This window comes from Roseovarius salinarum (assembly GCF_002834145.1).
Classification (GTDB): domain Bacteria; phylum Pseudomonadota; class Alphaproteobacteria; order Rhodobacterales; family Rhodobacteraceae; genus Roseovarius; species Roseovarius salinarum.
Genome location: NZ_PHNT01000011.1, coordinates 65,499 through 85,427, shown reverse-complemented (window position 1 = coordinate 85,427; position 19,929 = coordinate 65,499). Strand labels below are relative to the sequence as shown.

Annotated in this window: 17 protein-coding genes; 6 read left to right on the top strand and 11 right to left on the bottom strand. The window is 70.2% G+C overall.

The features are described from left to right. Positions 1-168 precede the first annotated feature (168 nt). From CEF10_RS11250 to CEF10_RS11235, 4 genes are all read right to left on the bottom strand, one after another. Positions 169-1,023 carry a hydroxymethylglutaryl-CoA lyase gene (locus CEF10_RS11250; RefSeq protein WP_101068271.1) on the bottom strand — a complete coding sequence of 285 codons (855 nt, stop codon included), beginning with the start codon at positions 1,021-1,023 and terminating at the stop codon, positions 169-171. Beyond that, positions 1,016-1,684 carry a glutathione S-transferase family protein gene (locus tag CEF10_RS11245; RefSeq protein ID WP_101068270.1) on the bottom strand — a complete coding sequence of 223 codons (669 nt, stop codon included), beginning with the start codon at positions 1,682-1,684 and terminating at the stop codon, positions 1,016-1,018. Before CEF10_RS11245 ends, CEF10_RS11250 begins: the two co-directional genes overlap by 8 nt. Beyond that, complete coding sequence (locus CEF10_RS11240; protein ID WP_101068269.1) at positions 1,681-3,633, bottom strand: acetyl/propionyl/methylcrotonyl-CoA carboxylase subunit alpha; 1,953 nt, start codon at positions 3,631-3,633, stop codon at positions 1,681-1,683. Before CEF10_RS11240 ends, CEF10_RS11245 begins: the two co-directional genes overlap by 4 nt. Before the next feature lie 168 nt (positions 3,634-3,801). After that, positions 3,802-5,406: a carboxyl transferase domain-containing protein gene (locus CEF10_RS11235; RefSeq protein ID WP_101068268.1), complete on the bottom strand. Its 1,605-nt coding sequence runs from the start codon at positions 5,404-5,406 to the stop codon at positions 3,802-3,804. A 173-nt stretch (positions 5,407-5,579) separates the two neighbouring features. Between CEF10_RS11235 and CEF10_RS11230 the strand changes: the two genes are divergently transcribed. Beyond that, complete coding sequence (locus CEF10_RS11230) at positions 5,580-6,185, top strand: OmpW/AlkL family protein (RefSeq protein WP_101068267.1); 606 nt, start codon at positions 5,580-5,582, stop codon at positions 6,183-6,185. A gap of 65 nt (positions 6,186-6,250) precedes the next feature. Here the strand turns inward: CEF10_RS11230 and CEF10_RS11225 are convergent, their stop codons facing one another. The 5 genes from CEF10_RS11225 to CEF10_RS11205 all read right to left on the bottom strand — a co-directional run bounded on the left by CEF10_RS11225 (position 6,251) and on the right by CEF10_RS11205 (position 11,417). After that, a complete protein-coding gene (locus CEF10_RS11225; protein WP_232796479.1) occupies positions 6,251-7,843 on the bottom strand; it encodes an AMP-binding protein in 1,593 nt (530 codons plus the stop codon). Beyond that, on the bottom strand, positions 7,840-8,157 hold the full coding sequence (locus CEF10_RS11220; RefSeq protein WP_101068318.1) for a hypothetical protein: 318 nt from the start codon (positions 8,155-8,157) through the stop codon (positions 7,840-7,842). Before CEF10_RS11220 ends, CEF10_RS11225 begins: the two co-directional genes overlap by 4 nt. 31 nt (positions 8,158-8,188) lie before the next feature. Further along, positions 8,189-9,352, bottom strand: coding sequence for an isovaleryl-CoA dehydrogenase (locus CEF10_RS11215; RefSeq protein ID WP_101068266.1), 1,164 nt, complete (start codon positions 9,350-9,352; stop codon positions 8,189-8,191). A 137-nt stretch (positions 9,353-9,489) separates the two neighbouring features. After that, the gene (locus CEF10_RS11210) at positions 9,490-10,692 is read right to left on the bottom strand and encodes a DegT/DnrJ/EryC1/StrS family aminotransferase (RefSeq protein WP_101068317.1); all 1,203 of its coding nucleotides are present in this window, start codon (positions 10,690-10,692) and stop codon (positions 9,490-9,492) included. 53 nt (positions 10,693-10,745) lie between these two features. Then, entirely contained in the window at positions 10,746-11,417 is a 672-nt protein-coding gene (locus tag CEF10_RS11205; protein ID WP_101068265.1) for an HAD-IA family hydrolase, read from the bottom strand. A gap of 157 nt (positions 11,418-11,574) precedes the next feature. On the opposite strand from CEF10_RS11205, the gene glmU reads away from it, so the two are divergent. Both glmU and glmS read left to right on the top strand, forming a co-directional pair. Then, positions 11,575-12,930, top strand: coding sequence for a bifunctional UDP-N-acetylglucosamine diphosphorylase/glucosamine-1-phosphate N-acetyltransferase GlmU (glmU, locus tag CEF10_RS11200; protein ID WP_101068264.1), 1,356 nt, complete (start codon positions 11,575-11,577; stop codon positions 12,928-12,930). Continuing rightward, positions 12,930-14,753, top strand: a complete 1,824-nt coding sequence (glmS, locus tag CEF10_RS11195) for a glutamine--fructose-6-phosphate transaminase (isomerizing) (RefSeq protein WP_101068263.1) — start codon at positions 12,930-12,932, stop codon at positions 14,751-14,753. The genes glmU and glmS overlap by 1 nt, the downstream gene beginning before the upstream one ends. 7 nt (positions 14,754-14,760) lie before the next feature. Here glmS and CEF10_RS11190 read toward each other — a convergent pair whose 3' ends face one another. After that, positions 14,761-15,258 carry a hypothetical protein gene (locus CEF10_RS11190; RefSeq protein WP_157933012.1) on the bottom strand — a complete coding sequence of 166 codons (498 nt, stop codon included), beginning with the start codon at positions 15,256-15,258 and terminating at the stop codon, positions 14,761-14,763. A gap of 85 nt (positions 15,259-15,343) precedes the next feature. On the opposite strand from CEF10_RS11190, the gene moaA reads away from it, so the two are divergent. Genes moaA through CEF10_RS11175 form a run of 3 tightly spaced genes read left to right on the top strand, consistent with a single transcriptional unit; the run spans position 15,344 to position 18,737 of the window. After that, positions 15,344-16,351, top strand: a complete 1,008-nt coding sequence (gene moaA, locus CEF10_RS11185) for a GTP 3',8-cyclase MoaA (protein WP_101068261.1) — start codon at positions 15,344-15,346, stop codon at positions 16,349-16,351. Between the two features lie 29 nt (positions 16,352-16,380). Next, on the top strand, positions 16,381-17,685 hold the full coding sequence (locus CEF10_RS11180) for a 3-deoxy-D-manno-octulosonic acid transferase (protein ID WP_232796478.1): 1,305 nt from the start codon (positions 16,381-16,383) through the stop codon (positions 17,683-17,685). Continuing rightward, entirely contained in the window at positions 17,673-18,737 is a 1,065-nt protein-coding gene (locus CEF10_RS11175) for a glycosyltransferase family 4 protein (RefSeq protein ID WP_101068259.1), read from the top strand. Before CEF10_RS11180 ends, CEF10_RS11175 begins: the two co-directional genes overlap by 13 nt. 37 nt (positions 18,738-18,774) lie before the next feature. On the opposite strand, the gene CEF10_RS11170 is transcribed toward CEF10_RS11175, so the two are convergent. After that, positions 18,775-19,773, bottom strand: coding sequence for a fatty acid desaturase (locus CEF10_RS11170; RefSeq protein ID WP_101068316.1), 999 nt, complete (start codon positions 19,771-19,773; stop codon positions 18,775-18,777). Between the last annotated feature and the right edge of the window lie 156 nt (positions 19,774-19,929).

Below are 19,929 nucleotides of genomic sequence, written 5' to 3'. Positions count from 1 at the left end.
AGTTCCTTTCCCTGTCTCCCCGCCCGGCCCCGTGCGCCGGAGCTTCCAGTCAACTCCCGGCTGGCGCCGTGGTCCGACGCGCTTGCAAGCCGGCCATTGTCATTGCGCCCCGCCCGATCACACCCGGACGAGTGGCACCTCGGCGCGGCGGTGATGCGTATCCCGCGCTCACCCGCCCCGCATGGCACGCGCCATGTCCGCGGCCTGGTCCAGCACGTCCGCCTCCAGCCCGGTCTCGAAGCCCAGCGCCGTCAACCGGGCATGCACCGCCTCGGTCGCCACGTTGCCGGCCGCGCCCGGGGCATAGGGGCAGCCGCCCAGGCCGCCCACGGCGGCGTCGAAAACGCGCAGCCCGGCATCGAGCGACGCCTCGATGTTGTCCAGCGCCCGCCCCGAGGTATCGTGGTAGTGCCCCGCGAGTCGATCGACGGGAACGACGTCGCGCACCGCCTGCAGCATCGCGCCCACACGCTCCGGCGTGCCCTGGCCGATCGTGTCGCCAAGGCTGATCTCGGTGCAGCCCATCCCGAACAGGCGTCCGGCCACCCGCGCCACGGCGGCCGGGTCGATGCGCCCGTCGTAGGGGCAGTCGGTCACGCAGGAAACATAGCCGCGCACCGGCAACGCGGCCTCGCGTGCCGCCTCCACGACCGGCGCGAAACGGTCGAGGCTTTCATCGATCGTGGCGTTGATGTTGGCCTTCGAGAACCCTTCGGAGGCCGCGCCGAACACCGCCACCTCGTCGGCCCTGGCCGCCAGCGCGCGCTCCAGCCCCCGCATGTTGGGCGTGAGCGCCGCATAGGACACCCCCGGCGCCCGGGCAATGCCCGCCAGCACCTCGGCGCTGTCGGCCATCTGCGGCACCCATCTGGGGCTGACGAAGCTGGCCACCTCGATCCGCCGGAACCCCGCGCGGCTCAGGCAATCGACCAGCGCGATCTTGTCCTCTGTCGCGATCCCGCGTTTCTCGTTCTGCAGCCCGTCGCGCGGGCCGACCTCGAAGATTTCCACGCGCTCAGGCATCGGGCACCTCGTAGAAGTCACGGTTGTAGATCAGCCCGCTCTCCGGCCCGGGCAGGGACGCGCGGAACCCGCCGCGGTCGGTGATGCGGTCGTACCAGCGCGCGGTCTCGGGGAAACCGTCCAGCCGCGCGAAGTGCAGGGCCATGTAGACGGCCTGTCCCACGGCGATATCGGCGGCCGAGAAGCCACTGGTCAGCAGGTAGTCGCGGTTTTCCACCGGCGTGCTCAGGCGCGCCTCGATCGCCGCGAAACATTTCTTCACCCGTGCCGCTTCCAGCTTCATCACGGTGGGGCTGCGCATCCACTCCTCGTAAAGGGCCACGTGCTGCTGGGTCAGCGCCGCCGTGTGCTGGCTGACGGTTTCCGCGAAATGGACCCAGACCAGCCACGCCATGCGGTCCATGTCACCCGGACCCCGCCCAAGGCCCGCGTCGGGGAAGCGTTCGCACAGGTATTCGACCATCGCCCCGGATTCGAACATCCGTTCGCCGTCGATCTCGAGCGCGGGCACCCGGCCGGCGGGCGACAGCGTCAGGAACTCCGGCGAGCGCAAAGACTTGTCGAAGGGGTGCTCGACGACGCGGAAATCGACATCCAGTTCGTGCAGCAGCCACAGCACCCGCATCGAGCGCGACTGCGGCACGTGGTGCAGCGTGATCATGCCGCCCCCTCCCCGGTTTCTTCGGCCAGCGCGATCAGGCCCGCACCGGCCGCCACCTGGTCGCCCTCGGCCACCATGACCTCGGCCACCACGCCGTCGCGCGCCGCCAGCAGCGAATGTTCCATCTTCATCGCCTCCAGCACCGCCAGCCGGTCTCCCCGGGCCACGCTCTGGCCCGGCTCGGCCAGCAAGGTCTTGACCAGCCCGGGCATGGGCGCCTCGATCATCCCGGCGTCACCGGCCGCGGCCTGCGCCCGCTCCAGCGGCTCGACCACCTCGAATCCCAGCCCGTATTGCGAGAAAACGGTCACGCGCCCCGGCGTCACCGCGACCTCGGGCGCCGCCGCGCCGTCGAGTTGCCAGCGCCCGCCGACACGCCGCGCGGCGACCGTTTCGGTGTCGACCACCACGTCATGGGCATCGGCCGAACGGCTGCGGATGCGCACGATCCGCTCGGCCCCGTCGCGGCGCAGGATGACGTCGCGCGCCAGCGGTGTCCAAAGGGTGAACCCCGTGGCCGGATCCTCGACATCCAGCAAACCCGCCGCGGCCAGCGCGGCCAGCGCCACTTCGGCAGCCCGCGGCGCCGGCGCGGCCGCCAGCGCATCGAGGTCGCGCGCGATCAGCCCGGTGTCGACGTCGCCGGCGGCAAAGCCCGCGTGATGTGCCAGGGCCCCGAGAAACGCCAGGTTTGTCACGGTGCCCGCGACCTCCGTGCGCCCCAGCGCCGCCGCCAGCCGGCGCAGGGCCACCGCGCGCGTCGGTCCGCGCGCGACGAGCTTGGCGATCATCGGGTCGTAATGCGGGCTGATCTCGTCGCCGCTGCGCACGCCCGTGTCGGCGCGCACGGAGCCGGGAAACCTCAGGTGATCGAGCCGCCCCGTGGCGGGCAGGAACCCCTTCGGCACGTCCTCGGCATAAAGCCGGGCCTCGAAGGCATGACCGTCGAGGAAAAGATCGTCCTGCCGCGCCGGCAATCCTTCGCCCGCCGCCACGCGCAGCTGCCATTCCACGAGATCGACGCCGGTCACCGCCTCGGTTACCGGGTGCTCCACCTGAAGCCGCGTGTTCATCTCCATGAACCAGAACGCGTCGGGGCGCAGCCCGTCGCTGGCATCCACGATGAATTCCACCGTGCCCGCGCCCTTGTAGCCGATGGCCTCGGCCGCGCGCACCGCCGCCTGCCCCATGGCCTCGCGCATCGCCTCGGTCATGCCGGGCGCCGGCGCCTCCTCGATCACCTTCTGGTGGCGGCGCTGGAGCGAACAGTCGCGCTCGAACAGATGCACGGCACGCGCACCGTCGCCAAAGACCTGCACCTCGATGTGGCGCGGCTTGGCGATGAATTTCTCGATCAGCACCGCGTCGTTGCCGAAGGCGGTCGCCGCCTCGCCGCGCGCGCTGGCGAGCGCGTCCATGAAGTCCTCCGGGCGCTCCACCAGCCGCATGCCCTTGCCGCCGCCGCCCGCGACCGCCTTGATCAGCACGGGATAGCCGATCGCCTCGGCCGCGCCGGACAGGTGCTCGGGGTCCTGGTTGTCGCCGTGATAGCCGGGCACGACCGGCACGCCGGCCTCCTCCATCAGCTTTTTCGCCGCGTCCTTGAGCCCCATCGCCCGGATCGCCGCCGCCGAGGGGCCGATGAAGGTCAGCCCCGCGGCCTCCACGGCCTCGACGAAACCGGGGTTCTCGCTGAGGAACCCGTAACCGGGGTGGATCGCCTGCGCACCGGTGGCGCGGGCGGCATCCATGATGGCCTCGGCTTTCAGATAGCTGTCCGAGGGCGCCGGCCCGCCGATGCGCACCGCCCGGTCCGAAAGCGCCACGTGCCGCGCGGCGCGGTCGGCATCGGAGTAGACGGCCACCGTCTCCACGCCCATGGCGCGCGCCGTGTCGATCACGCGGCAGGCGATCTCGCCGCGGTTGGCAATCAGTATCCTGTCGAACATATCGATCCTCTCGCTCGTGGGGCCCGCACGAACGGTGCGCACACTTCATCTTGCCCAAAATACTCATTGCCCCAACCCCGGCGACGGGCTCGGACGGCGCCGCGCCCGCGCCCGGCCCCGCCCCGGGTGCGGGGTGGGCGGGCGGGCGCGCCCGGGGCGGGGCCGGGGCTACATCCGGAACACGCCAAAGCGGGTCTCCCCGATGGGCGCGCACAGCGCCGCGCGCAACGACAGCGCCAGCACCTCGCGCGACTTGCGCGGGTCGATCACCCCGTCGTCCCACAGCCGCGCGCTGGCATAGAGCGGGTGGCTCTGGCGCTCGAACATCTCGATGGTGGGGCGCTTGAACTCGGCCTCCTCCTCCGCCGACCAGCCTTTTCCCTTGCGCTCCATGGCGTCGCGCTTGACGGTCGCCAGCACGCCCGCGGCCTGCTCGCCGCCCATCACGCCGATGCGGCTGTTGGGCCACGTCCACATGAACCGCGGGCTGTAGGCACGCCCGGCCATGCCGTAGTTGCCCGCCCCGAAGGAGCCGCCGACCAGCATCGTTATCTTGGGCACCTGCGTGGTGGCCACCGCCGTGACCATCTTGGCGCCGTGGCGCGCGATACCCTCGTTTTCATAGGCGCGGCCCACCATGAAGCCGGTGATATTCTGCAGGAACACCAGCGGGATCTGCCGCTGGCTGCACAATTCCACGAAATGCGCGCCCTTCTGCGCGGCCTCGGAGAACAGCACGCCGTTGTTGGCCACGATCCCCACCGGGCAGCCCTGCACATGGGCAAAGCCCGTGACAAGCGTCTCGCCGAAGCGCGCCTTGAACTCGTCGAAGCGTGACCCGTCGACGATGCGCGCGATCACCTCGCGGATGTCGTAGGGCGTGCGCAGGTCGGCGGGCACGACGCCCAGGATCTCCTCGGGGTCGTAGGCGGGCGGCTCGGGGCTCGCCCACTCCACCGTCGCCGGCCGCGACCGGTTGAACCCGGCCACCGCCCGGCGCGCCAGCGCCAGCGCGTGCGCGTCATCCTCGGCGAGGTAATCCGCCACGCCCGACAGCCGCGTGTGCACGTCGCCGCCGCCCAGGTCCTCGGCCGTGACCTCCTCGCCCGTGGCCGCCTTCACCAGCGGCGGACCGGCAAGGAAGATCGTGCCCTGCTCCTTCACGATGATGGTGACATCCGACATCGCGGGCACATAGGCACCGCCGGCGGTGCAGGATCCCATGACCACCGCGACCTGGGGGATGCCCTTGGCCGACATGTTGGCTTGGTTGAAGAAGATGCGCCCGAAATGGTCGCGGTCGGGGAACACCTCGTCCTGGTTGGGCAGGTTCGCGCCGCCCGAGTCCACCAGGTATATGCACGGCAGGTGGCACTGTTCGGCGATCTCCTGCGCGCGCAGGTGTTTCTTGACGGTCATCGGGTAATAGGTGCCGCCCTTCACGGTGGCGTCGTTGCACACCACCATGCAGTCGAGGCCCTGGACCCGGCCCACCCCTGCGATCACCCCGGCGCAGGGGGCGGCCCCGTCGTACATGTCGTGGGCGGCCGTCGCGCCGATCTCCAGGAACGGGCTGCCGGGATCCAGAAGCCCCGCCACCCGGTCGCGCGGCGTCATCTTGCCCCGCGCCTCGTGCCGCTCGCGCGCGGCCTGCCCGCCCCCGGCCGCCGCGGTTTCCGCCGCGGCGCGCACGGTGTCCAGAGCCTCCAGATGGGCGGCCCGGTTGGCCGCGAACTCGGCCGAGGCCGCCTGCGCGGCGCTCATGATCTTCATTTCCGGGCCTCCCTCGTTTCGTTCCGGTATCGCAACGGCATGGCGGCCGGTGTTGCCGCGGCGCCACGGTCCGGCCGTATCGTCCGGTGCACCGCCCCGATTTGATTCACATCAAGGTTTCCGCATGCGGCGCAACACACGGTCCGCGCGGTGTTCAAAGGAGTGATAGACCAATGAAAAAGACCGCATCCGCCGCCCTCGCCGCCCTTCTGGCCACGACGGCCGCCGGGCCGGCGCTCGCGCAGTCCAAGGGCGACATGACCATCGGCATCGGCTTCCACCAGGTCGCGCCGAAGTCCAACAACGGCGTTGCCGCCGGCCTGCCGCTTGACGTGGACGACAACGCCCAGCCCACGTTCACCTTCGAATACTTCGTCGCCGACAACGTCGGGATCGAGGTGCTGGCCGCGACCCCGTTCGACCATGACATCGCGCTTGGCCCGCTTGGCACCATCGGCTCGACCAAGCACCTTCCGCCCACCGTGTCGCTGCAGTATCACTTCCCCACCGGCGGCGGCGTCTCGCCTTTCGTGGGCGCGGGCATCAACTACACCCACTTCTTCGACGACACCTCCGTGCTCGGCCCGCTCGATCTGGACGATTCCTGGGGCATGGCGCTGCACGCGGGCATCGACATCCCCGTCGGCCCCAAGGGCGCGATCCGCGCCGACGTGCGCTGGATGAACATCGAAAGCGACGTCAAGCTGGGCGGCGTGACGATCGGCAAGGCCGAGATCGACCCGACGGTCTTCGGTCTGGCCTACGTCCACCAGTTCTGATCCCGGGTTCGCCGGGCCGGCCACGTGCACGGCCCGGCAGCCGCCGATGGAGGCATGCCAAGCGGTCATGGCGCTTCCCCGGTGGCTTCGCGCGCCGCACGCGCCTTGAGATCCTTGCGGATCACCTTGCCCGTCACCGTCATCGGCAGGTCGTCCAGGAACGCGATCTCGCGCGGGTACGCATACGCCGAAAGCCGGTCCCTGACGAAATCCTGCAAGGTTTCGGCAAGCGTTCCGGAGGGTGTTTCGCCCGGTTTCGGCACGACATACGCCTTCACGATCTCGGTGCGCAGACTGTCGGGCTTGCCCACAACGCCCACGGTCGCCACCGCCGGGTGCTGCAGCAGGCAATCCTCGATCTCGGCCGGGCCGACACGGTAGCCGGCGGTCGTGATGACGTCGTCCTCGCGCCCCATGAAGCGCAGGAAGCCGCCCTCCCATACGCCCCGGTCGCCGGTGAGCATCCAGTCGCCGCGGAACTTCGCGGCGGTCGCTTCGGGCTTGTGCCAGTATTCCAGCATCATCGACGCCGGGCCGCGGTGGATCGCCACATCGCCCTCGGTGTTGCCGCCCAGCGGGCAGCCGTCACCGTCCAGCACCGCCAGCTCGAACCCCGGCGCCGGCCGGCCGATGCACCCCGGGCGCGGATCGAACAGCGCGCCGCAGGAGCTGGCGACCATGTTGCACTCCGTCTGGCCGTAGAACTCGTTGATCGTCAGCCCGAAGGCATCGCGGCCCCACGACAGCATCTCTGGCCCCAGCGGCTCGCCGCCCGAGGCGACCGACCGCAGCCCGTCGATGCCCGCGTCCGCGGCCTTGAGCATCCGCAGCGCGGTGGGCGGGAAAAAGATATTTCTCACAGCGCCTTGCCTGACGATCTTCAGGCAATCGTCGACATCGAACCGCGCCATGCGCGCGGCCACCACCGGCACGCCGATCGCGAGCCCGGGCATGAGCACATCGAACAGCCCGCCGATCCACGCCCAGTCCGCCGGCGTCCACAGGCAATCGTCCGGCCGGCCAAGGAAATCGTGGCTCATCTCGACGCCCGGCAAGTGGCCTGTCAGCATCCGGTGGCCGTGCAGCGCGCCCTTGGGGCTTCCGGTCGTGCCGGAGGTGTAGATCAGGACCGCCGGGTCCTCCGGCCCGGTCACCGCGGTCTCGAAACGCCCCCCGGGCAATGTTTCATTCTCGGGCACCAGCGCCGCGACACCGTCCAGACCGTCCAGCATCGCCACGCCGTCGGCATCGGTCACCACACGGTCGGCGCCGGCATCTCCCAGCCGGCTGGCCAGCGCCTCGTGCCTGAACAGCTTGAACAGCGGGATCGAGATCGCGCCGATCTTCCAGATCGCGACATGCGCGGCAGCACACCACGCATCCTGGCTGCGCAGCACGCCGACGCGGTCGCCGCGGTTCACGCCGCGGGCCACGAGGGCATGGGCCAGCGCGTCGGCCATTACGCGCAGGCGCGCATATGTGACGTCACGGCGCCCATCCGCCAGTTCCACGATCGCCACGCGGTCCGGCGCGGCATCGGCCCAGTCATCGCAAACCTGCGCCGCCATGTTCAGGCGGTCGGGCAGATCCCAGTGGAATCCGTCGCGCAACGCGGCGTAGCTGGGCACACGCGGAAGCATCGGTGCGGGGGCCGTCATGCGTCCTCTCCCCTGCCCCCGGGCCGCGCGGCGTGTGCCAGCCGGCCGAACCGGTCCACGAAATAGGCATAGGCGCCCGCGCCACGCGCCGGGCGACAGGACACGACCAGCCACAGCCCGTCGGACCGCGCGGGCCGTGCGACGCAGTCCGAGGCCGCTGCGCCCGCCCCGTGCTCGGCCAGGTAGCGTTGCGCGATGCGGTCGATCACCTGCGTCTCGGTCGTCGTCGCGGCCTTCCAGCCCAGCGTCAGGCCGAAAACGGCCGCGGCGCCGACCAGCGCCAGAAGCGGCGCGAAGACCAGCCAGCGCGGCATCACCGCCCCGCCCATCGGTCCGGTGCGCGCCTCATGCCATCGCCCCCATCATCTCGCGACCCACCAGCATGCGGCGGATCTCGGACGTGCCGGCGCCGATCTCCATCAGCTTGGCGTCGCGGAAGATGCGCGCGACCGGGGCATCGTTCAGGAACCCCGCGCCCCCCATCGCCTGCACCGCCTGATGGGCCTGCTTCATCGCCTCCTCCGAAGAATACAGGACGCAGGCCGCGGCGTCCTGCCGGGTGACCTCGCCCCGGTCGCAGGCCTTGGCGACCTCGTAGACATACGCCCGCGCCGAGTTCATCGCCGTGTACATGTCAGCGATCTTGCCCTGCATCAGCTGGAAGTTCCCGATGGGTTGGCCGAACTGCTTGCGCTCGGCCATGTACGGCATGATCTCGTCCAGGCAGGCGGCCATGATCCCGGTGCCGATGCCGGCGAGCACCACGCGCTCGTAGTCCAGCCCCGACATCAGCACGCGCACACCCTTGCCCTCCTCGCCCAGGACGTTCTCGAAGGGCACCTCGACGTCGTCGAACACCAGCTCGGCGGTGTTCGAGCCGCGCATGCCCAGCTTGTCGAAATGCGGGCTGGTGGAAAACCCTTTCATCTCCTTTTCCACCAGGAAGGCGGTGATGCCCTTGGCGCCGGCCTCGGGGTCGGTCTTGGCATAGACCACCAGCGTGTCGGCATCCGGGCCGTTGGTGATCCAGTACTTCGTGCCGTTGAGCACGTAACGGTCGTTGCGCTTCTCGGCGCGCAGCTTCATGCCCACCACGTCGCTGCCCGCGCCGGCCTCGGACATCGCCAGCGCGCCCACGCTGTCGCCCGAGACCAGCCCGGGCAGGTATTTCGCCTTCTGCGCATCGGTGCCGTTGAGCTTGATCTGGTTGACGCACAGGTTGGAATGCGCGCCGTAACTCAGCGACACGCTGGCCGAGGCGCGCGCGATCTCCTCGACCGCCACGACATGCGCCAGATAGCCCATGCCGGCGCCGCCCTGCTCCTCCGGCACGGTGATGCCCAGCAGGCCCAACTCGCCCATCTCGGGCCACAGGTCGTTGGGAAAGACGTTTGTCGCGTCGATCTCGGCGGCCCTGGGCTTGATCCGCTCCTGCGCCCACCTGTGCACCATCTCGCGCAGGGCGTTCACGTCCTCGCCCAGGTCGAACTGCATCACCGCGTTGAACATCGTTGCCTTCCCTCCCGTCTCCGGCGTTTATTGAACGCCCGTTCAATAATAGCCCCGAAACAGCCCGCCGGTCAATCCCGCGCGCAGCCTCTTCACCCTGGCCGGGATACCCGTGCAAGTGGCAACCGCCCGCGCGGTCAGCCGCCGACACCCGCCTGGTGCACGGCCCCCACCTCGGCGCGGATGATCCGGGCGATCTGCGCGCAATCCCCGAGGCTGAAGGTCAGCGGCAGCCGCATGTCCAGAAGACCGCGGAGCACGCGGTCGGTCTCGGGCATCGCGGCGCTCGGGGCATAGTGCCAGTGCGCGTAGCGGCTGGTGAACCCGCGTGGTTCGGGCGCGCCGAACCACTTCAGCTCGACGCCGCGCGCCGCGCACCGCCCGATCACCTCTTCCATCGCTGCATCCGGCCAGTCCCGCAGCAGGACCTGGATCGAGGAGCCGACGAAGCCCTCTTCCTCGGGCCGCTCGATCACCGTCAGGCCCGGCGTGCCGCGCAGCCCGTCCTCGACCACGCGGTAGCGCGCCGTCCAGGCCGCGCATTGCTCGGACAGACGCGCCAGTTGCGGCCGCAGGATCGCCGCGCGCAGGTTGTCCATCCGCCCCGAGATGTTGGGCGTGTCGTATTTCACCTGCTCGAAGGCGTCCGGCGGGGGGGCCGCAAGGTGGCGCTCGTAAAGCATGTAGCTGCCAGACAGCAGCACGGCGCGCGCCATCACACCGGCGTCGTCGCTGACCAGCAGGCCGCCCTCGCCGGAATTGACGTGCTTGTAGGTCTGGCAGGAATAGCACCCCACCAGCCCGTGCCGCCCCGATGGCACGCCGCGCCAGGTGGCCCCCATGGTATGCGCGCAATCCTCGATCACGGTCACGCCGGCCGCGTCGCAGATCGCCATCAGCCGATCCATGTCGCAGATGTGGCCGCGCATGTGGCTCAGCAGAAGCACGCGCGCCTGATCCGCCTTCGCCTCGAGATCGTCCAGGTCGATCGTCAGATCCCCGGTCACGCCGACGAAGACGGGGCGGGCACCCACGCTGGCGATCGCGCCGGGCACAGGGGCCAGCGTGAAGGCGTTCGACAGCACGGCGTCGCCCGGCTGCACCCCCACCGCGCGCAGCGCCGTCGCCATGGCGTAGCCGCCCGAGGCCACGGCCAACGCGTAGTCCGCGCCCGTGAGCGCGGCGAACTCCTGCTCCAGCAGCGCCGTTTCGCCCGGTTCACCATCGGCCAGGTTGTAGCGGTGCAACCGACCGTGGCGCATTACCTCCACGGCGGCCGCGATCCCGTCCTCGGGGATCGGTTCCTGCTGGGTGAAACTGCCCTTGAAGACCTCGCTCATGCGCATGTTTTGGGCCGGGGGCAAGGTCAGGTCAATGGCCGCCCGGCGCGCGGTCAGCCGATAAGCTGCCGGATCACGCCGGGAAGCTCATCGAAATGACCGATCAGCGCCTGTGCGCCCAGGGTGGCGACCTCGCGCCCGTTCGGCCCGAAGGTGACCAGGATCGATGGCGCCCCGGCCGCGCGCGCGGTGTCGACGTCTGTCACCGTGTCGCCCACCAGCACGGCCCGGTCCATCGCGCCACCCAGCCGGCGGACGGTTTCGCGCAGCGGTGCCGGGTCGGGCTTGCGCACCGGGAGGGTGTCTGCGCCCACCAGCGCGGCAAACGCCGCGCGGGCGCCCAGTCGCTCCAGCAGCAGGGCGGCGAGCGCCTCGGGCTTGTTGGTGCAGATCCCCACCCTGTAGCCGGCCGCACGCAGGGCCCCGACGGCATCGAGCGCGCCGGGATAGAACCGCGTGTGCACGTCGATCTCGGCTTCGTAGAAACGCAGCAGCCGCGGATACCACGCCTCGACGGCCGCAGCCGCCTCGGCCTCGGGCCGCCCCAAACGCGCCAGCCCGGCGCTCAACATCGCTCGCCCCCCGCGAAAGGCGGTGCACGCATCGCGGCCCACGTCCAGCACATCGCCCTCGCCCATCGCCCGGAAACAGGCGTTGGCCGCCGCGATCAGGTCGCCGCTGGTGTCCGCCAGCGTCCCGTCGAGATCGAAGACAACAGTCCGCATCGAAAAACTTCCCGATCCTTCCCCCGGCCGCGCCGCCGCGCCGGCGAAGTCCCGCGCACCGCTGACACATGCCGCAATCTTCTTTGAACCGCACCCGCCTTGCACGGCGCCCCGAACGCGATAGAACGGGCGGCGCGAGATTACAAAGGGAAACGTCATGGCCACTGCGCTGATCGTCCTCGCCGCCGGCAAAGGCACGCGGATGAAATCGGACCGCCCGAAGGTTCTGCACGAGGTCGCCGGCGCCCCCCTTCTGGCGCATGCGTTGATGGCCGGCCGCCAGATCGCGCCGGCGCGCACGGTCGTCGTGGCCGGCCACGGCGCCGAGGCGGTGAGCCACGCCGCCCGGGCCGTCGACCGCAACGCGCGCGTCGTCGTGCAGGCCGAGCAGCTTGGCACCGCCCACGCCGTGGCGCAGGCGGCGCCCGCCCTTGAGGGGCACGAGGGCGATGCGCTGGTGCTCTACGGCGACACGCCCTTCATCCGCCCCGAAACACTGGCGCGCATGGAACGCGCGCGCGCCGAACACGACATCGTCGTTCTCGGGTTCGAGCCCGCCGACCCCGGCCGCTACGGCCGGCTCGTGATGGAGGGCGACCGCCTCGACCGGATCGTGGAGTTCAAGGACGCAGGGCCGGACGAACGCGCCATCGCGCTGTGCAACAGCGGCGTGGTGGCCGCGCCGGCAGCACTGATGTTCGAACTGATCGAGGCGGTGGGCAACGACAACGCCGCCGGCGAATACTACCTCACCGACATCGTCGGGCTGGCCCGCGCGCGTGGGCTGACGGCGACCGCGGTGACCTGCGACGCGGCCGAGACGCTGGGCGTGAATTCCCGCACGGACCTCGCCGCCGCCGAGGCCGCTTTTCAGGCGCGCGCCCGCGCGCAGATGATGGACGACGGCGTGACCCTGACCGCGCCAGAGACCGTGCACTTCGCCTTCGATACCGTGATCGGCCCCGACACGGTGATCGAACCCAACGTCGTCTTCGGCCCCGGCGTGACCGTGGCGGGCGGCGCGCGCATCCGCGCCTTTTCGCACCTCGAGGGCACGCACCTCGCCCGTGGCGCGGTGGTCGGCCCCTATGCCCGGCTGCGGCCGGGCACCGAACTGGCCGCCGGCGCGCGCGTCGGCAACTTCGTCGAGGTCAAGAACGCCGGGTTGGGCGAAGCGGCGAAGGTCAATCACCTCAGTTACATCGGCGACGCGCAGCTTGGCGCGGGAACCAACGTGGGGGCGGGCACGATCACCTGCAACTACGACGGTGTCTCCAAGCACCGCACGCAGGTTGGGCGCAATGCCTTCATCGGCTCCAGCACCATGCTGGTGGCCCCCGTCACCCTGGGTGACGACGCCATGACCGGCTCGGGCTCGGTCATCACCGAGGACGTGGAGGCCGGCGCGCTGGCGCTGGCGCGCGCCCGGCAGGTCAACAAACCCGGCATGGCCCGCAAATTGTTGGAAATTCTAAAGGCGCGGAAGAAAAAAGCCGCCGAAGGGGCAGACTGATGTGCGGAATTGTAGGGATCCTGGGCCGGCACGAAGCCTCGCCGATCCTTGTCGAGGCGCTCAAGCGGCTGGAATACCGCGGGTATGACAGCGCCGGGCTGGCCACCGTGAACGACGGCCACCTGGAGCGGCGCCGCGCCGTCGGCAAGCTGGTCAACCTCTCGGACCTTCTGGTGCGTGAACCGCTGGCGGGCAAGGCGGGCATCGGGCACACCCGCTGGGCCACCCACGGTGCGCCCAACCTGGCCAACACCCACCCGCACCGGGCCGGCCCCGTGGCCGTGGTCCACAACGGCATCATCGAGAACTACCGCGAGCTGCGCGCGGAACTGACCGAGCTGGGCACCGGCCACAGCACCGACACCGACACCGAGACGGTCGCGCTGCTGGCGCAGCATTACCTCGAGGCGGGCCATCCCCCGCGCGAGGCCGCGATGCGCACCATCGCCCGGCTCGAAGGGGCCTACGCCCTGCTGTTCCTGTTCGACGGCGAACCCGACCTGCTCATCGCCGCGCGCAAGGGCAGCCCGCTGGCCGTCGGGCACGGCGACGGCGAGATGTTCGTGGGCTCCGATGCCATCGCGCTGGCGCCGCTGACCGAGCGCATCACCTACCTCGAAGAGGGCGATTGCGCGATCATCGCCCGTGACAGCGTTGAAATCGTTGATGAAAACGGCAACATCGCCAACCGCGAGATGCGCCGCATCGAGATCGACCCGGCGCAGATCGACAAGGGCGGGCACCGCCACTTCATGGCCAAGGAAATCGCCGAGCAACCCACCGTCATCAGCGACGCGCTGCGCCATTACCTGACGGAGGACGGCCGCGACGTCGTTCTGCCCGGCACTGGCGTGGACTTCGCCGGCATTGACCGCATGGTCCTCGTGGCCTGTGGCACGGCCTATTACGCCTGCCTGACCGCGAAATACTGGTTCGAGCAGCTTGCCGGCCTGCCGGTGGACGTCGACATCGCCTCCGAGTTCCGGTACCGGCATCCGCCGATCCCGGATCGCACGGCGGCACTGTTCGTCAGCCAATCGGGCGAAACGGCCGACACGCTGGCCGCCCTGCGCTACGCCTCGGGGCGCGCGGACAGCCTGCTGTCGGTGGTCAATGTTCCCGAAAGCTCGATCGCGCGCGAAAGCGACGTGGCCCTGCCGATCCTGGCGGGGGCCGAGATCGGCGTGGCGTCGACCAAGGCGTTCACCTGCCAGCTCACGGTGCTGCTGCTGATGGCGCTGCGCGCGGGCCGCGACCGCGGGAAGCTGGACGCCGAGGCGCTGGCGGACCGCTTGTCGGCCCTACGCGGATTGCCGGCCATACTCAATCGCGTGCTGGCCAGGGATTCGGAGTTCCGCGAAGCCGCCCGGGCGCTGGCTGAGGCCGGGAACGCGCTCTACCTGGGGCGCGGGCTGATGTATCCTCTCGCGCTTGAGGGGGCGTTGAAAATGAAGGAAATCAGCTATATACATGCCGAAGCTTATGCATCAGGCGAACTCAAGCACGGGCCCATCGCGCTGATCGACAAGACCATGCCGGTCATCGTCATGGCGCCCTGCGACGCGCTGTTCGGCAAGACCGTGTCCAACATGCAGGAGGTCATGGCGCGTGGCGGCCGGGTGTTGCTGATCACCGACGCCGAGGGCGCGCAGCAGCAGGACGACGGCGTCTGGCGGCAGGTGATCCTGCCACAGGTGGATCCGGCCCTCACGCCCATCCTGTATGCGCTGCCCGCGCAGCTTCTGGCCTACCACACCGCCGTGGCCAAGGGCACCGACGTGGACCAGCCCCGAAACCTGGCCAAATCCGTCACGGTTGAGTGAACGCGACCTACTCGGTCAGCCGGAAAACATCGACCTCGGGAAGCCCGCTCAGCGGCGCGTCGAGCATTCGCATCGCGGACAGCGACAACCGGCTGCCAGCCCCCGGTGCCGCGTCGAGCGGGATAAGGTCGACGCCGACGGACTTGTCCGAGCCCGGGTAATAGACCCGGCCCCGCCCCGGTGCATCGGCCAGCGGGGTCTTGATCCAGAACCCCTCCTCGCCCGGCGCGCCGAGCGTGGCGACGGTACTGCCCAGCCGCTGCGCGGGCGCCGCCGCATCCTGCGCGGCAGCGTTGCGCGATTCCGGGCTGGCGGTGTCCAGCGCGGCGGCGCTGCGTGACATGCCGTCGGGCCGCGCGCGTGGGCGCGTGCCGGTGTCCTCTTCGATGCCGGCCGACGCGCCCCTGTCCGCCCCGGGACGCGACAATCCGGGCACGATGTCGGCGATCCGCGCGCAGCCCGCGACAAGGGCGAGCGCCGTCATTACCGTCACAAGTCGTGTCATGCCGACAGACTACGCGCCGCGCCCGGCGGCTTCAATCGTCAAAGAACACCTTGCCCGTGCCCGCACGCGAGCATAGTTTCGTGACATGACCGAACCGTTGATCGACCCGTTCCAGCGCGCGATTTCCTACCTGCGTGTCTCCGTCACGGACCGCTGCGATTTCCGCTGCGTCTACTGCATGTCCGAGAACATGACCTTTCTGCCCAAGAAGGAACTCCTGACGCTCGAGGAGCTCGACCGGATGTGCACGACCTTCGTGCGCATGGGCGTGGAAAAGCTGCGCATCACCGGGGGGGAGCCGCTGGTGCGCAAGGGCATCATGACGTTCTTCGACGCCATGACGCGTCACCTGGAGTCGGGCGCGCTGCGCGAATTGACGCTGACAACCAACGGCAGCCAGCTCGAACGCTTCGCGCAGCCGCTTCACGATGCCGGCGTGCGGCGCGTGAACATCTCGCTCGACACGCTGGACGAGAAGAAATTCGCCGATGTCACCCGCTGGGGTCGCCTGCCGCAGGTCATGCGCGGCATCGACGCGGCGCAGAAGGCCGGGCTGCGGGTGAAGATCAACACGGTCGCCCTCAAGGGGTTCAACGAGGACGAACTGTTCCCGCTGGTCGACTGGTGCGCCGAGCGCGACATGGACCTGACCTTCATCGAAGTGATGCCGATGGGCGACATCGGCAACGAGGACCGGATCGACCAGTACTGGAAACTCACCGATCTGCGGGCGCAGCTGGCCGAACGTTTCACGCTGACCGACCTGGCCGAGCGGACGGGCGGGCCGGCGCGTTACGTGCGGGCCGAGGAGACGGGCCAGAAGATCGGCTTCATCACGCCGCTCAGCCACAATTTCTGCGAAAGCTGCAACCGCGTCCGGCTGACCTGCACGGGCGAGCTTTACATGTGCTTGGGCCAGGAGGACATGGCCGACCTGCGCGCCCCGCTGCGCAACAACCCGGGCAATGACGAACCGCTCGAGGATGCGATTCGCGCCGCGATCGCGCGCAAGCCCAAGGGCCACGACTTCGACTATTCCCGCCAGACGGTGGACGGCCGCGTATCGCGGCACATGAGCCACACGGGCGGCTGATGGCCGCGCCGCCGCGACGGCCCCTTCCGGTGCGTCTCTACGCCGCCGGGGCGAACCTGATCGCGCCACTGGCCTTTGCCCGGCACGTCCGGCCCAGGCTGGCCGCCCACGGCACCGAGCCCGCGCGCATCCGCGAACGTCTGGGCCACGCCACGGCACCGCGCCCCGACGGCCCGCTGGTGTGGTTTCACGCCGCCAGCGTGGGAGAAAGCCTGTCGGTACTGCGGCTGATCGAGCACATGGGCCGCGACTGCCCGGAGCTGTCGTTCCTGATGACCTCGGGCACGGCGACCTCGGCGCAGGTGATCGCGAAACGGTTGCCGCCGCGCTGCAGCCACCAGTTCGCCCCGCTCGACTCGCGGGCCGCGCTGCGCCGCTTCTTCGATCACTGGCGGCCGGACGCGGGCGTTTTCGTGGAAAGCGAACTCTGGCCGCAGATGATCGCGGCGGCGCGTGACCGGGGCGTGCCGCTGGCGCTTGTCAACGCGCGCCTGTCCGACCGGTCGCTGCGCCGGTGGCGGCGGGTGCCGCGGACCGCGCGGTTCCTGCTCGGGCAGTTCGCGATGATCCACTGCCAGGACGCGCGCACGGCCACCAACCTTCAGGCGCTGGGGATCGCGGGCGCACGGGCGGGGCAGAGCCTCAAGGCGGCGGCCGGCCCCCTGCCGTTCGACGCCGACGCGCATGCCCGTCTGGCCGGCATGCTCGGCGATCGGCCGGTCTGGGTGGCAAGCTCCACGCACCCGGGCGAGGAAGAGGTCGCGCTGGGCGCGCACCGCCGCCTGCTGGCCGATCACCGAAGCGCGCTGCTGATCCTCGTGCCGCGCCATCCCGAACGCGGCGGCACGGTGGCCGAGATGATCGCGCATGCGGGGCTGACCGTCGCCCGGCGCAGCACGGGCGGCCTGCCGGGGGCGGACACGCAGGTCTATCTTGCCGACACGCTGGGGGAAACCGGGCTCTGGTACGCGCTGGCGCCGCTCACGTTCCTCGGCGGGTCGCTGACGGATGTCGGCGGTCACAACCCCTACGAGCCCGCGCAGGCGGGTTCGGCCGTGCTGCACGGCCCGCTTCACGCCAATTTCGCGCAGGCCTACGCCGACCTGCACGCCGCCGACGCGGGCGTCGAGGTGGCCGATGCCGGCGAACTGGGCGCGGTTCTGCACCGGCTGATCGCCGCGCCCGCCCAGGCCGCCGCCCTGCGCGAGAACGCCCACGCCTTCGCACGGCGGCAGGACGACATGCTCGACGAACTGGGCCGAACCCTGGCCCATGCGCTGGGTCTCGTCGACGCCCCGGGAGGGCAGCGGACGAGGCAGGCATGCCCGAACTGATCGTCACGAACTTCAACCGCAACTTCACCGGGGTCTCGGCCACCGCCGCGAGTGTGATCCGCCGGCAGGCCGCCCACTTCGACCTGCGCCTGGCCGGTCACCCCTTGCCGGGCTGCCCCGCGCCCGTGAGCCGCGCGCAGGCCATCCGTGACTCCCGCACCCCGGCCCCCGGGCGGGCCTTCACCATCTGGCACGTTCGCCGCAATCCCGAGATGCGCGCGGCGCTCTGGGCACGCGACGTGCTGCGCCTGCCGGTGCGGGTGGTCTTCACCTCGGCCGCGCAGCGGTATCACTCGACCCTGCCCCGCTGGCTGATCGCGCGGATGGACGCGGTGATCGCCACCACCGAGCGGGCAGCGGCGTTCGTGCCCCACGTCCGGGCGGTCGTCCCGCACGGGGTGGACACCGAAAACTTCACCCCCGCCCCCGACCGCGCGGCTGCCTGGGCCGCCACCGGGTTTCCGGGGCGCGCCGGCGTGGCCACCATCGGGCGCATACGCCCCGAGAAGGGCACCGACCGCTTCGTCGACGCGATGCTGCGGCTGCTGCCCGACCACCCGGGGCTGACCGCCCTGGTGATCGGGCGTGCAGCCCGACCGGACCGGGCATTCCTGGCCGACCTGCAGGCGCGGATCGCCGCCGCGGGGCTGTCGGACCGAATCCTGTTTCCCGGCGAGGTGGCGCCGCAGGCGCTGCCCGCGCTGATGCGTGCGCTTTCGGCAGTGGTGCAGCTGCCACGCTACGAAGGTTATGGCATGACCCCGCTCGAGGGGATGGCCAGCGGCGTGCCCTTCGTGGGCACCGACGCGGGCTATTACCGCCGCTTCACGCAGGACGGAGCGGCCGGCACCATCGTGGCGCCCGACGACGCCGAAGCGACGGCCGGCGCGGTTGATGCGCTGCTGGGGGACAAGGCCCGGCTCGCCGCCGTGTCCCGCGCCGCACGCGCCGTGGCGGAATCCACGTTCAGCGCCGAGGCCGAGGCCGCGGGCATCGCACGGGTCTACGACGACCTCTGGGCCGAGGGCCGAGACGCCCGCGTGCGCAGTTGACGCCCCGCGGTCACGGCCGGTTCCCGGGGCGGTCCACCTATTCCGCGGGCACGGCGCCCTGGCTGGCGCCCGCGCGGGGAAACGGAACCAGCTTGCCGGTGTCCTCGTCCCAGAGCTTGAGCCGGAAGCTTGCCAGCGCCTCGGGCCAGCGGATCACGTCGTGCGACTGCAGGTCGGGCGGCAACGCCTTCTGGCAGCGGCGGAGGTTGTAGGAAGGGATCGACGGGTTGAAGTGGTGCAGGTCGTGGTAGGCGATGTTGCCGGTGCCCAGATCCCACCACCAGCCGAGATCCAGCGACGACGACCCCTCAAGCGCCGCGCGGCGGAAATCAAGGTCGGGCTTGCGGTCCCAGTAGGTGTCCTCGAAGTTGTGTTGCAGGTAGACGAGGAAGACACCGATCACGCCGGCCAGGACGGCGCTCGACCCCAGCACGCCCAGGCCAGTCCAGCCCGCGGCCAGGTAGACCACCGCGACGTAGCCCGCCAGCATCAGGTTGTGCGCGATCACGCCGGCGGCGCCCACGCGCCCGGTGTTGCGCGGCCAGCGGTAGGCGATGAAATACGTGTAGACACCGCCAAGCGAAAGCATCACCAGAGGGTTGCGGTAAAGCCGATACCACAGCCGCCTGTGCCACGGGGCCGCCTGCCATTCGCGCAGCGTCATGGTGTAGACCTCGGTCGTCTCGCGGTGGTCGAGATTGCCGAGGTAGGCATGGTGCAGGTTGTGGTTGTACTGCATCACCCGGAACGGCGTGAGCGAGAAGACCGACAGCAGGTAGCCCGCCCAGTCGTTCCATCGCCGGGTCGCGAACAGCGAGGCGTGCCCGCAGTCGTGTTGCAACACGTAGAGCCGGACGGAGGCGAAGGCGAGCACGACCACCGCCGGAACCGCCGCCAGAGGCTGACCCGTCGCCTGCACGGCCCAGACCCCCAGCGTCAGCGCGGCGAGGTAGACAGCAAGCGTGCCGAAAAGGCTGAGCGCACCGCGCAGGTCGCTCTTGCCTGTGTACGCCTTGGTGAACTCCCTGATCGTCATGACATCCACCCCCGTCTTCGCCGGTTCCGACGGCCGAGCCATACCGCCCGGCATACGTCAGGAATGTGAAGGCACGCGCGAAAATTGCAAGAGCCGCAGGCGCGACGCAAGAGTCGCGCGCCCCTCGCAGGTCGAGCAGGGTTTGACCTGCGCGCG